A 12,998-nucleotide genomic window follows, 5' to 3' on the forward strand; every position below is an offset into this window, starting at 1 on the left:
ATGAAAGACACTTGAGCACTGTCTTCCGGATAACTCCTCCATCTTTGTCCGGATTAATTTCATCATTCACTCCCTGCGAGCCCGGTAGCCTCTCATCATGGCACCGGGCTTTTGTTTACCAGTTCCTTTCCGTGTTAGGTTGAATTTTCGTTTCAGCCATAAGGGTCTTTGGATGACAGTCAACAAGAGCTTTAATGCAAAACAAAAAGCAATGGGTCTTGGTGTAGGGATGGGGATCGCAATCGGTGCTGTGGTTGGTGCATTGACAGACGATGTTGGGCTTTGGATTTCCCTGGGCATCGCGCTGGGGGCGGCTATTGGTGTGACTATCGGCTCTGTGTCTGAACCGGGTGACAATAATAACTCCAAATAGCCGGGGTTTAATTGGCAGACTGAAAAACAGGCGCCAGACATCTTCCCCTTCCACTCTGCTGTAACTTACTCCGACCCTGTCCAGTGTGATGGGGTCTATGCCTACCGGACGGTCAAACGCCAGGCTGATGCCGGTTTCCAGCGTTGTATCATGCATTAATGCCCCCGCCAGGTCATCTGCCAACTGGCCACGATTAAAAAACCAGTGCATGGCAGCAAATACTCTGGGATCAACCTGCCTGTCCCAGGCCTGAAAAGACAGCCCCAGTCCCATATCGACGCCGGTTCGCAGTGCCGAATAGCTATCACCTTTGTCTGACTCCAGATCCCGGTAGCCAGCGCTGTAAAAGCGGCTCACCCACAGGGGCGACAGCTCTGCTGGGCCAAATGAGTAGAGGGTAGAAACCCCGAGTGAAATAATGCCCACATTGGTGTGGTCACCAAAGTTATGGCCATACCCCAGGTCCCCATAGGCCTCCATTTTCAACTGCTCAGTGGCTTGCCAGTGGTACTCAATGCCGGGTGTCAGGGTCATGCTGCCGACAGTATCGGGCAACTCCAGCTCAGGTATCTGGTCCCACTGGTAGTTGGCAAAACCAACAGAGAAGGGCAAGCGCAGCATCAACTTGCTGGTGTCATCCTGGCTGAGGTCAAAACTCAACGGAATATTGACCACGGCTGCTGTATTACCGGTAGAGCCATAAATACCACTGCCCAAATAATTGGCAAAAGCATAATGCACGCTTTGAGGTTGCTCATTGGCGGCAACAAGGGAGTGCAGCAAGCCGCTGCCCATTACAATGACTGCAGAGAACAAGCGGGTTGGAGTCGATAAAAACCTTGGTTTCACAGCGCCGGGCGTTAGTGGTTAATGTTCTGACTATAAAAGTAAATCTAATCAGACTCCAGTTAACTTCTGCTGAGGAGTCTCAGGGCAAATTCACAGCTGTGTTTATCTATTTTTGAAGGCCTTAAATAGAGAGAAAAAAGATACTGGATGCCTGTTAATCCCCCTGTTGATTTGTATATACCTGAAGGTCTGTATCACTCAGTGGTGATGCGCCTATTGGAAATTCCAGCAGTCCCCGGGATTTCAAAAGTTATGGAAAACTTTCAGGGGAAATTCAATGCGAAAACGTCTTGTAACTCAATCAATTGCTTTGCTGATGATGACAACAGCCACCTCGGTGTTGGCAGCGCCACCATCCTTGCTAATTGAGATGCCCAGCCAGGCCCGGCAAGCTGTGTCAGCAGGGCCGTCAGATCCAGAAATCATTCAATCCCAAACCTATGGTGTTGCCCGCAGCGCCTTGGGCCTTGGTACTGCCAGTCTTACGCTGGCCTTACCAACAGGGGGGAGTATTTCGGTTGAACGCCTGAAGGCATTTCACAGCACCAGTGGTGCGCTTGTTTGGCAGGGCAGGGTTAACAACAAAGGTAAGTCACTGTCGCCGGGTGACAATCAAATCATCCTGGTCAGCAGAGATGGGTATTTATCAGGGACAGTCAGGGTCAATGGCAAGCTATACAAGTTGATGCCTCAGTCTGCTGACAGCGTGGTTATGCAGCTGATTGATGAAAGCCTGACACCTCAGGACCACTCAGGTGACCTGCCTGAACCCATGAGTCAGATGCGCTCACTGCCATCTTTCCCGGTTGCTCAATCGGTGACCACTACAACGACCTCTGTTATCAAGGTGCTGGTGGGGTATACCACGGAAGCAGCAAGACAAAATCCCGGTATCCTGTCGCTGATTGACCTGGCCGTGGCTGAGACCAATCAGGGCTTTACCGACTCTGGCGTCAATGCCATGGTTGAATTGGCCCATGTCTACGAGCTGAACTATGCGGAAACCGGCAATCATGGTACCGACCTTGATCGCTTCGAGACGCCCAACGACGGCTATATGGATGAAGTGCATGGTTTGCGGGATCAGTATGGCGCCGATGTCGCGGCAATTTTGATCGGTGATGCCGGAGCCTGTGGGCGCGCCGGTGCGATTGGCGCAACTGTGGATACCGCCTTTATGGTAGTGAAAGACTCCTGTGCTACGGGGTACTACTCATTTGGCCATGAGCTGGGACACCTGATGTCGGCAAGGCATAACCCGGAGAAGGACAGCAAAACCACGCCCTATGCGTTTGGTCATGGCTTCCTGTACACCAGCGGTGGCTGGCGTTCCATCATGTCATACAACAGTAATTCATGTTGTACCCGACAGAACTTCTGGTCAGATCCAACCCGGAGCTTTCAGGGCGTTACGCGGGGAACCACAGACACCCATGATAACGCCAGAGTACTGAACCTGACTGCATCAACCATTGCCGCATTCAAGTCAGACCCTTCCGGTGGAAATCAGCCTCCGGTTGCTGATTTCAGCAGTAGTGTGAATGGGATGACAGTGACCTTTACCGACGCGAGTTCTGACGCCGATGGCAGCGTGGATCTTTACAGTTGGGACTTTGGTGATGGAAATCAGTCTGCCCAGGCGTCTCCGGTACACACCTATGCAGCGACGGGCAGCTATAACGTCTCTTTGACTGTGACTGATGATAATGGTGCCACCAACACCAGGTCGGCGCGGGTGTCCGTCAGTGCAGCCGTTAACCAGCCTCCTGTGGCAGATTTTGTAGTGAACACCAGTGGATTGACTGCCAACTTCATTGACCAAAGCCAGGACAGCGATGGCAGCATTGTGGAGTGGATGTGGGACTTTGGTGATGGCGCTCAATCTTCGTCGGCGTCTCCGGCTCACACCTATGCCAGCGTCGGAACATATCAGGTCAGTTTAACCGTGACAGATGATGAGGGGGCCAGCCACAGCCAGACTAAGAGTGTTGGTGTGAGTAATGCGTCTCAGCTGTCCATGGATGACTTTGAGTCCGATTTTGGCAGCTGGAGTAATTCAGCGTCCAACACCTGGGATTGGAGTCGACGTTCCGGCAGTACGCCTTCCAGTTCAACCGGTCCCCAGTCAGGTGCCGCAGGCAGCGATTACTACCTGTATGTTGAAACCTCCAATAACAAAGGAGCCTACAACGCCGGTGATGTTGTTTCCCTTGAGAGCCCGATGTTTGTTGCACAGGAGATGCGTCTGGCATTTGATTACCATATGTATGGTGCCAATATTGGCAGTTTGAGTGTCGATATCAGGGACAATGGTAACTGGATAGAGGATATCTGGCAGCTCAGTGGCGAGCAGCACTCATCATCCGATGAGTTCTCCTCTGCCAGTGTCGACTTCTCCGGCTATTCCGGTGAACTGCAACTGCGTTTACGTGTGGTCGCTGCTGGGGGCTGGAAAGGGGACATTGCCGTCGACAATCTGCAAATATATGGCACCCGTTCAGGTAATGGTAATCAGCTATTGGCTGGTTTGGACTTTGAAACCGGTATAGATGGAGGCTGGAGCAACAGCCAGGCCGCAACCGACAGTTGGTTTGAAGAGCCGGGTACCACGCCATCTAACAGCACTGGCCCTGACAGTGGTGCACAAACCACGGGTCAGTACGGTTACTTTGAAACCTCAAGTAGTTATGCCTATAACGCTGGAGATACAGCTTATCTGGATAGCCCGGTTATCAGCGGTCACAGCCGCACTCTGAGCTTCTTCTATCATATGTATGGTGCCAATATTGGCAGCCTGCATGTGGATGTGCTGAACAATGGCGTGTGGACTGAAGATCTGTTTGTGGTATCAGGGCAGCAGCATGAGTCGGAGGCGGCTGACTACACTCAGGCCAATGTGGATTTAAGTGGCTTCAGCGGTGATATTCAAGTGCGCTTCCGTGCCGAGGCTGTGGGCGGCTGGAAAGGCGATATCGCCATCGATGACATCAGGGTTGAAGGTCAGCTTTAACCATCTCCAAAGGTCAACAGACCATGGTGATCAGCAGTTGAAAGCGCGCTCAGTGAGCGCGCTTTCTGTTTAGCGTATTCCCTTCTTACCTTGTCAATCCAGTCCTTTGCAGAGCCGAGGGTGATTGAAACGGCTGAATTCACTGTGTGTAATATATACCTTCAGCTGATCCCTATTGTCAGCCGGTTTGGCTAGTTTGGTGTGTTGTGGCATTGAGATAACGACAATAAGAGGAAAATAAATTGAGAAAGTTACTGGTTTTAATTTGGGCCTTTATGGCGACAGCTTGCATGTCGACACCTGAGTCGGTGCAATTTAACGGTAAGACTGTGGGCACCTATAGCGTTGCAGCCGGTTGCGGCACCATGAAACTCGACACCGATTGCTCTGAGATGAGTGGTGCTACCCGAGATATCGAACTGGATGGAACTGCGCTTCGTATCGCGGGAGGAAACAATGGGCAGGTGGTTTTTATTATGTCTGAATCTATGTTCTCCACGGATATGAAAGCGTTAAGGAAGGCGTCTGACAAATGTGAGGCGTTATTCGCATCCAAGGGGATTGAGGTTAAAGACAGGAAGGTGATGTACGGTTCGGGAGATATATACGGCGTGCATTTTACTTTGTCCGGTGATGGCTATGAGTTGCTGATACCCTATTCGGTTGAAGATTGATTTCCCGCGAGCCGATGTGAACCATCGGCTCATTATTATTTGAGGGTGTCATCAGCCCATCACATCTTCAAAGGTCAACAGACCCTGGTAAAACCTGAATAATCAGGGAAATGATAAATAACGGTATATTTGGATTCTTATTGGTTTAGTTCTTTCTAAACTGTCTATGAGGCCTATAAATGTCAACGCAGTGGCGCCGCAGTTGGGAATATCCCAACTTATGGGTAGAAGCCGATACCCACAGTTAATGCTTTAGGATGATTGTGTTTGGTGCCTGGCTGATATTTGATTTCACGTCCGAAAGCGAATGATTTCAACAAGAGGCCTTGTGGCTTCAATGCCTGATAACTAACTACTCCAGGGAGGTAAGGTGGAATTTTATCTGAGAGGATGGCGACGCTGTTTTGATTTCAGCGGCAGAGCGAGTCGACAGGAATTTTGGATGTTCAATCTTGTTAGCTTGATTTTCGCTTTTCTGGCAACTGTGCTGGACGATATAGTCATCGGCTACCGCTTCATTAAACTCGAGATAGATGATTACTACAGCGCGACAGAGGCCTTTGTATTGGTCCTCAATGATGTCGTGTTCGGGCCTTTTTACTTCATTTACATCACCCTTGCAGTGTTACCCGGACTGGCCATTATGGTTCGTCGACTGCATGATACTGGTAAAACTGGATGGATGTTGCTGCTGCCAGTTATTCCCCTCATAGGTACCATTTGGCTGCTTGTGCTGCTTCTCAGTCGGTCACAGGATAGTGACAACCAATATGGTGTAAAACCTGTTGGTGACGAGCAGGACTCCCGCCATCGGGATAGTCTGGTGCTTTTGGGCGTCATTCTGATCTTGTATGGAATTGGAGGACATTACGTTTTCACCATCAGTGACCTGCTGTCGATTCAGTATGACTCACCGCCGATATACTTTGCCTATATAGACGTTGTCTATGATCTACTGACTTACACCCTGAGGACTCTGGATCTTGCTTCGCTATTTGGTATCGTGCTGATATTGCTGAGTTTAAAAAGTAGATTGATGAAAGCTATAATGTTCACTGTGGTTTTCTTCATGGTAGCTTGGGTGTGGGTTTCCTATTCCTATTGGTTCAGCTGAGCCTGGTCATTGAAACGTTTGCTCACGATTTTGACAACTTTGTGTATATCCTGACTATTCAATAGGTTGTCACGGATTACAGGGCTTTCCTGGCGGGGAGCTCCCGGAGCAGAGGGCGGGCGGGTGTATCCCGGCGGACAAGCTGTATAAGTTAGGGATAAATCCACTCTAGGGAAACCAGCAATGAGCCAACCCCCAGTCAGCATTTTGCGATTAAACCTGCTCAGGGCCATGTATCTGTTTATGGCGTTTGGCCTTGGTATGACAATCTGGCCGGAGATCATCAGTTTCTCATGGGGCGTAGCGGATACCGACTCAGTGGTTTATGCCATGCTCGGTGCCCTGGGCCTCTTGTGTCTGCTGGGTGTGCTGTATCCGCTGAAGATGTTGCCTTTACTGATTTTTGAGCTTGCCTGGAAACTCATCTGGGTATTGGGGTTTGCTCTGCGTATGCACCTGGACGCAGGTCTCGATGAGTACGCCACAGAAACTCTGGCCGCCTGTCTGCTGGGGATTATTCTGGTGCCCCTTGTTGTGCCCTGGGGCTATTTCTTTAGTCACTACATCAAAGCCCCTGCAGAACCCTGGCGGCGCAGCGCCTGATTGCCCCGGTTGTTGGTCCGGGCTTTGCCCAGGGTTAAGCCAAACCTACTAACCGGGTGAGCAAAATATAGTAAACCCAGTGATTTATCCTCCCTTCAATCTGCTCTAGTGTGAAATCAGCAAGATGTGAGCGGCGCTCGCCCACTCGCATCTTCCCGTGGCGACATGCTCACCCTAACTATTGCGTACCCTGTTGGTGCGCTTTCTTGAGAGTAATAAAAACAGTCATAAATGTGCCTTAAGGCGCAGGCTCTCATGTCAGAGAGGAAGGTCTGAAAATGAAATATATAACTGATTTTTCGATGGGTCGTGTAAAAAGTATGGTCAAAGGCGGCGCAGCCGCAATGGTGGTTACTCTGCTGAGTTTTAGTGCAGGGGCTAACGGGATTTCGCCTTCCAACGGTTTCCCTGAACTGCAAACCCCGAGCTATGTCACCACGCTGTTTACCCGGGAAACCAATTTTATGCAGGCCGATGAAGGCGTGTTCGACTTTGTTATCTTTATCGGTGAAATAAAAGGAGTCGACAGTAACGGCGTGCAAAACGTGCAGTTCTCTGTACCGGTTGGCAAGTATTTCACCGTGGATTACGACAACACTGTCCAGTATATGCATGGCCGCAACGTCAGCAATGATGAATGGCAGTATAGTACCGATGGGCAATTTCATACCTTCACTTATATCGGTAACAATGGGGTGTTTCAGGGTGGCGGTTACTCATTTATAGGTGTGAATGCACGCTTTGTTCGTCCAGAGAGAGAGCAGGTGCTGCTTGAAGTGAATCTTGCGCCTGACTCTGGTGGTCAGGTTGACTCCCCAAGGGATTACGACTCCGACTATATCTATTACTGATCCTCAGCAGGGATAACAGGGCTGAGGTGGCCCTGTTATCCAGAGCTGTACCATACATACCAACCCAGCCAACAAATGGAATTGAGAGTGTTTAAACATGGAAGCCAGCCATTCAAATTATCTGCACAATTTTAGCTTTCTTGCCTTTGCCAAATTCTTCGAGCGCACCGCTTACTATGCAATGATGACCTATCTGGTTATCTATATTACCGACGCCTATGATGGTGCGGGCTGGAGCTCAGATGAGGCGCGTACACTGTATGTGATTTTCACCGGATTGGTGGTGATTCTGCAAATTGCTGGTGGACTGCTGTCAGACTTTGTCATCGGGACTCGCAGAGTATTATTGCTTGGGTCGCTTTCCGTGTTAGTTGGCTATTTGATGTTGGCTTTGGGGGCTGACCAGAGTCTTTATGCCGCAGTTTGTCTGATAGCCTTTGGCAGCGGCTGTATTAAACCAAGTTATTGGGGACTGCTTGGGCAGATATTCTCAAATCATAAAAACAAACTGGACAGCGTATCTTTACTGGCTATCCCTCTAGGCAATTTCGGCGCTATGGTGAGCGGTCTGTCAGTGATTGTTGTCGTTCAGGCTTACAGCTTAACCGCGGCGTTTCTATTGGCTTTTGTGGCTCAACTGTTGAGCGTGATTTTTATTTTGATGACTTATAAAAAGTTGCCTCAGGTCAGTTTTCAGAAAAGTACATTGCAAGCCGATTCTCCTCAGTCTCCAAACAGCTGGAAATGGGTGAGGTTTATCCTGGTCACTCTGGTGTTGCTGGATATCCTCGATCTGTTCAGGCATGAGTTACCTACTCTTGAAGTTGAAGCGATGATGTTTAGCTCCTTTTTGTCGACCTGGCTTATTCCTCTGGGACTCATTATTTATAGTGCCTGGTGCTGGTTCAGGCCCTCTTCATCCTATACCAAGTGGTTGGTTGGCTTGGTGTTATACCTTGTCACTATCGGCCTGAGCAGGGTATTTGCGTTTCCTGAGCTGGAGATTATCAATACATTTTTGTACAGCTACATCATAGTCATGAGTTTGGCAGGGGGGCTGTTTCACTCTATTTCGATGTCTATTGTGCTTCAAAATGGAAACCCAAGGTATATTGCAACGACGGCTGCTGCTGTAACTGTTATTCCCTCGGCTGCATTGGTATTGGTGGGCTCTTTGGCGTCTATGATGGGTTTATAGGGGGCACGATGAAACCAAGCAAACTGCCATCTGAAATTTTGCCCCTGAAGTATCAGGCGCAGTATTCAAATGCTGAGGCTGCGAAGATCCGCGCTGGGTTGGAACCTACTGACATGGAAGATAAATGGCGAATCTTTGCCGATGGCGATTGGGTTTATTTTCAACGCAGCTGGACAGGCTATCTGATTTTTGCCCTGAAATTAGAAAGTACGCCAACGGGCATGAGAGTTGTTGAGAGCTGGGTGAATGCCAACCCGGATGAGTATAACTCTCAGGGGAGGGAGCAGGATATCGCGATGCTCGACAAACTGATTACCTACAAATTCGGCGTAGAGTCTGCCAGATAGTTAGCCTTGTATGTTCGATATTGTGTCAGGCTGCATAGTGGTTTGCTAAGAGGCGTGAAGCTAAAAAAACCGGAACATGAGTTCCGGTTTTTTGTTGTTCAGCGTTTCGATTAGCTGGTGGCTTCACGCATAGCGTCTTCAACCTTGTCGTGAACCTGTTTCATTGAGTCAGATGGCTCAGCAGTGAGCTTGCTGACCACAACACAGGTGATGGTACAAAGGATAAAGCCGGGCACAATCTCATAGATGACTGAGCTCAAAGAGGCGCCATTGATGGTGACCGGCGCATAAATCCAGAACAGCACAGTGGCGGCACCAACCAGCATACCTGCCAGGGCGCCATTGCGGGTGAAGCGTTTCCAGTACAGGCTCAGAATAACCACAGGGCCGAATGCGGCACCAAAGCCTGCCCAGGCATTACTCACCAGATTCAGAATCGAGTTCTGAGGATCCCAAGACAGCATGATGGCAACCACAGACACCAGTAATACTGAAATTCTGCCAACCGTTACCTGCTCCTTTTGAGTCGCGTCTTTACGCAGGAAGGCTTTATAAAAGTCTTCGGTCAGTGAGCTTGAGGTCACTAGCAGCTGCGACGAAATAGTACTCATAATCGCTGCCAAAATCGCGGCCAGCAAGAATCCACCAATCAGGGGGTGAAACAGGAACTGGGAGAAGATAATGAAGATGGTTTCAGGGTCATCCAGCGTCATTTGGGTTTCGTTGACATAGGCAATCCCCACAAAGCCGGTTGCCAGCGCACCGATAATAGATACCAGCATCCAGGTCATGCCGATATTACGCGCCGCAGGAATCGCTTTGACTGAGCGTATCGCCATAAAACGCACAATGATATGTGGCTGACCAAAATAACCCAGGCCCCATGCCAGCAGGGAGATGATCCCCAGTGCCGTCAGTGCTTCCCCGGTATTGGCATTGGTGAACAGTTCCAGATATTTGGGATCCAGGCTGGCCACTTCATTGGTCACGCTGCCAAGGCCGCCAAGCTCGGTAAAGGCCACCACGGGCACCAAAACCAGAGACACAAACATAATGCAGCCCTGTACAAAGTCGGTCATGCTCACTGCTAAAAAGCCCCCGAACAGTGTGTAAGCACATACCACACTGGCGGTTACAATCAGGCCTGTGCTGTAGTCCATACCAAATGAGCTATCAAACAGCTTGCCGCCAGCAACCAGACTGGCTGAGGTGTACAGGGTAAAGAAGATGATGATCACCACGGAGGCGAATACCCGCAGGTAGCGTTCTTTGTCTTCAAAGCGGTTGGCAAAGAAGTCCGGAATGGTGATGGAATCATTGGCCAGTTCGGTATAAACACGAAGTCTCGGGGCCACAATCAGGTAGTTGGCGAATGCGCCAATCAGCAGGCCAACGGCAATCCAGATTTGCGACATACCAGCCACGTACATGGCGCCGGGCAGACCCATCAGCATCCAGCCACTCATGTCGGATGCACCGGCGGAAAGTGCCGTAATGCCGGGGCCGAGGCGACGTCCACCCAGCATATAGCCGGACACATCGTCGGTAGAGGTTTTATAGGCGTACAGCCCAATCGCCAACATGGCGATAAAATACAATCCAATTGAAATAAGCGTATAAGTATTAGGTTCCACTGGGACTCCCGGTTGTTTTCTTATTCTCCTGACAGCCAAACTTGGATGGATATCCAAAAATGAAAAAATTCAGCCAATTAGCCCCTATGCTAACAAGCCAGTAACCATGTCTCCACCCAAGTGTGACAAACTTCATGTTTTAGACTGTAAAGTCTGGGGGATGAAAGGGCCGGTCAGGTGGTTGGTCTGTGCTTTGGTCTGCTACTGGTGTTGTGTGCTATCGGCAGTAGTAAGGGACTGTCCATTCAATGACTTTATTCCCCCGAACCAGGCTTTGTCGGTTGGTGTTAACCATCAACTGACAGATATCAATGGCGGTAGTTTGGCTTTGAGATAATCGGCCAACACCTGAACCCCGGGTTGAATGCCTGCGCGGGTGGGCATCAGCAGGGAAAACGTTGCCACGCCTGCATGCCAGTCTGGTAATACCCGTTCCAGAGTGCCATCAGTTAATTCTGCTTTGCAGGTATAGCCGGGCAGCGCCACAATTCCCAGGCCTTCAATGGCGGCCTGTTTCAAGCTGCTGATGTCATCACAGCAAAAGCGCGGACTGAAGGGCACGCTGGCTTCTATTCCGTCTTTGTTGAACAAACACCAGTTGCCGGTTTGTGGCCGCCACCCCAGTTTCAGCCCGACATGTTGAGCGAGCTGCGAGGTATCACAGGGACGACCGGCGATATCCAGATACCTGGAGCTGGCAAACAGCAACCACTGAGTGTTGCCCAATGTTCGCTGTACCATGCTGGAATCCGGCAGGGGACCCATATGTGCCCGCAGTGCCAGATCCAACCCATCTTCAAGCAAATTGACGGTTTCATTGGTGACCTGCAGTACCAGATTAATGGCGGGGTAGGTTTGCATAAAAGTGCCCATTAACTTGCTCAGGGCAAACTGGGCGACACCGATAGAACAGGATAGACGAACTGTACCTGACACACCCTGGGTTTGACGGTTAACCAGCGCCTCGGCTGCCTCCACCTGATCCAGCATCAACCTGGCATGACGATAAAATTCAGCGCCTATATCAGTCACTGAAAAGTGACGGGAGGAGCGATGCAGCAGTCGCACTCCCAGCCTTGCCTCCAGCGCTGAAACATGCCTGCTCAGGCGGGACTTGGGGACATTTAACGCCCTGCCTGCCGGAGCAAATCCCCCTTTTTCGACTATGTGCACAAAGTAGTAGTAGTCATTTAAGTCCGTCATTCTGAGCTTCCTGCTTTTATGGCCATGGGGCTTGTTAGCCAAAATTGACCTGTCCATTGATTAGCTGCTTTATCGTTCCATATATGGATTCATGGTTTCCATATATGGCTGTTTTCAAAGTCATTGTTCCATATTTAAATGTAAAACATCAGATGAGCACAGAGAAATTCCCTCAAGGCTCCAATAACAATCAGAACTGAATCAAGGAAGGTAACTATGCAAACTCACACAGACGGCTTTACCCCAAAAAACACTCAAACCTCTCAGGTTCCTGCGGCAAATCTGCACCAGAGCTCAGGCATAATCAGTCCCCAAACTGATAGATAACCATAAAGGATTTAAGGCGCTGGGATTTAGAGAGAAGCAATTCAGTGGATTGATGGATCCTTTGGTGATGGTGGATCACTTCACCATGGACAGGCCGACATTTGGGGCCCATCCCCATGCGGGTATGTCAGCTGTGACAGTGATGTTTGAGGACAGTGAGGGTCTGTTCCACAACCAAGACTCCCTGGGCAATGAATTGGATCTGCTGCCCGGCGATCTCTACTGGCTGAAGGCCGGGCAGGGGGCGGTACATGATGAGGCCCCCCGTCCTGGCAGTAAAACCCATGCATTGCAGGTGTTTGTGAACTTACCTGCAACGCTTAAGCAATCGGCTCCCGAGGCATTACATGTCAGTGCAGCAACTATGCCGATATTGGCTACTCAGGATTATCGGGTGCGTCTGGTACTGGGTAGTAGCAACGGTGTCGAGGGCGTACAGGCTCCTGCGGGAGGGGTAACGATTTTGGATGGCACTTTGTCCAATAAAGGCAAATTCCGGCATACAGCGAAAGCTTCACAGGGCGTTTGGGTGCACGCTATCGATGGCACCCTGAGTGTTAACGTCCAAGGAGAGTCGCTGACCATACCCGCAGGAAAATCCGCGGCATTTAGAAATGATCAACAGGATTTACCCTTGATATTTGAAGGAGAAGGTCCGGTGCACTTTGTGATGCTGTCCGGTGACGCTATTCAGGAACCATTTGTACAGCAGGGGCCGTTTGTCATGAGTAATGAACGCGAGATTGTTGCCGTTCAGCAGGCTTATCAGGATGGTTTACTGGGCAGTATTGATTAATCTTTCGGAATGTAAATAA

Annotated in this window: 11 protein-coding genes; 9 read left to right on the top strand and 2 right to left on the bottom strand. The window is 50.0% G+C overall.

The genetic code is table 11. The annotated features are described in order from the left end of the window. Nucleotides 1-229 precede the first annotated feature (229 nt). From L2725_RS23405 to L2725_RS03165, 8 genes are all read left to right on the top strand, one after another. Nucleotides 230-373 (top strand): glycine zipper domain-containing protein, encoded by a 144-nt coding sequence (locus L2725_RS23405; protein WP_487392535.1) that lies wholly within the window; start codon nucleotides 230-232, stop codon nucleotides 371-373. Between the two features lie 1,126 nt (nucleotides 374-1,499). Beyond that, entirely contained in the window at nucleotides 1,500-4,232 is a 2,733-nt protein-coding gene (locus tag L2725_RS03135; protein ID WP_249247605.1) for a PKD domain-containing protein, read from the top strand. 242 nt (nucleotides 4,233-4,474) lie between these two features. Beyond that, nucleotides 4,475-4,906, top strand: a complete 432-nt coding sequence (locus L2725_RS03140; protein ID WP_249247606.1) for a hypothetical protein — start codon at nucleotides 4,475-4,477, stop codon at nucleotides 4,904-4,906. A gap of 370 nt (nucleotides 4,907-5,276) precedes the next feature. Beyond that, nucleotides 5,277-6,020, top strand: coding sequence for a DUF805 domain-containing protein (locus tag L2725_RS03145; protein WP_346429378.1), 744 nt, complete (start codon nucleotides 5,277-5,279; stop codon nucleotides 6,018-6,020). 183 nt (nucleotides 6,021-6,203) lie between these two features. Further along, a complete protein-coding gene (locus L2725_RS03150; RefSeq protein WP_115135386.1) occupies nucleotides 6,204-6,623 on the top strand; it encodes a hypothetical protein in 420 nt (139 codons plus the stop codon). A 278-nt stretch (nucleotides 6,624-6,901) separates the two neighbouring features. Next, a complete protein-coding gene (locus L2725_RS03155; RefSeq protein ID WP_249247608.1) occupies nucleotides 6,902-7,474 on the top strand; it encodes a hypothetical protein in 573 nt (190 codons plus the stop codon). A gap of 97 nt (nucleotides 7,475-7,571) precedes the next feature. Then, nucleotides 7,572-8,672 (top strand): MFS transporter, encoded by a 1,101-nt coding sequence (locus L2725_RS03160; RefSeq protein WP_249247609.1) that lies wholly within the window; start codon nucleotides 7,572-7,574, stop codon nucleotides 8,670-8,672. 8 nt (nucleotides 8,673-8,680) lie between these two features. Next, on the top strand, nucleotides 8,681-9,019 hold the full coding sequence (locus tag L2725_RS03165) for a hypothetical protein (protein WP_249247610.1): 339 nt from the start codon (nucleotides 8,681-8,683) through the stop codon (nucleotides 9,017-9,019). Nucleotides 9,020-9,129: 110 nt separating this feature from the next. Here L2725_RS03165 and putP read toward each other — a convergent pair whose 3' ends face one another. Then, a complete protein-coding gene (gene putP / locus L2725_RS03170; protein WP_249247983.1) occupies nucleotides 9,130-10,602 on the bottom strand; it encodes a sodium/proline symporter PutP in 1,473 nt (490 codons plus the stop codon). A 345-nt stretch (nucleotides 10,603-10,947) separates the two neighbouring features. Then, nucleotides 10,948-11,856: a LysR substrate-binding domain-containing protein gene (locus tag L2725_RS03175; protein WP_249247611.1), complete on the bottom strand. Its 909-nt coding sequence runs from the start codon at nucleotides 11,854-11,856 to the stop codon at nucleotides 10,948-10,950. A gap of 379 nt (nucleotides 11,857-12,235) precedes the next feature. On the opposite strand from L2725_RS03175, the gene L2725_RS03180 reads away from it, so the two are divergent. Next, complete coding sequence (locus L2725_RS03180) at nucleotides 12,236-12,979, top strand: pirin family protein (protein WP_249247612.1); 744 nt, start codon at nucleotides 12,236-12,238, stop codon at nucleotides 12,977-12,979. The last annotated feature ends 19 nt before the right edge of the window (nucleotides 12,980-12,998 follow it).

The sequence above is a fragment of the Shewanella corallii genome (assembly GCF_023349125.1).
Lineage (GTDB): Bacteria > Pseudomonadota > Gammaproteobacteria > Enterobacterales > Shewanellaceae > Shewanella > Shewanella corallii.

What these genes read in the sequence shown, in the direction of transcription:
- L2725_RS23405 (WP_487392535.1), top strand. Translation starts at nt 230, where the DNA reads ATGGGGATCGCAATCGGTGCTGTGGTTGGTGCATTGACAGACGATGTT.
- L2725_RS03135 (WP_249247605.1), top strand. Translation starts at nt 1,500, where the DNA reads ATGCGAAAACGTCTTGTAACTCAATCAATTGCTTTGCTGATGATGACA.
- L2725_RS03150 (WP_115135386.1), top strand. Translation starts at nt 6,204, where the DNA reads ATGAGCCAACCCCCAGTCAGCATTTTGCGATTAAACCTGCTCAGGGCC.
- L2725_RS03155 (WP_249247608.1), top strand. Translation starts at nt 6,902, where the DNA reads ATGAAATATATAACTGATTTTTCGATGGGTCGTGTAAAAAGTATGGTC.
- L2725_RS03160 (WP_249247609.1), top strand. Translation starts at nt 7,572, where the DNA reads ATGGAAGCCAGCCATTCAAATTATCTGCACAATTTTAGCTTTCTTGCC.
- L2725_RS03165 (WP_249247610.1), top strand. Translation starts at nt 8,681, where the DNA reads ATGAAACCAAGCAAACTGCCATCTGAAATTTTGCCCCTGAAGTATCAG.
- putP (WP_249247983.1), bottom strand. Translation starts at nt 10,602, where the DNA reads ATGTTGGCGATTGGGCTGTACGCCTATAAAACCTCTACCGACGATGTG.
- L2725_RS03175 (WP_249247611.1), bottom strand. Translation starts at nt 11,856, where the DNA reads ATGACGGACTTAAATGACTACTACTACTTTGTGCACATAGTCGAAAAA.
- L2725_RS03180 (WP_249247612.1), top strand. Translation starts at nt 12,236, where the DNA reads ATGGATCCTTTGGTGATGGTGGATCACTTCACCATGGACAGGCCGACA.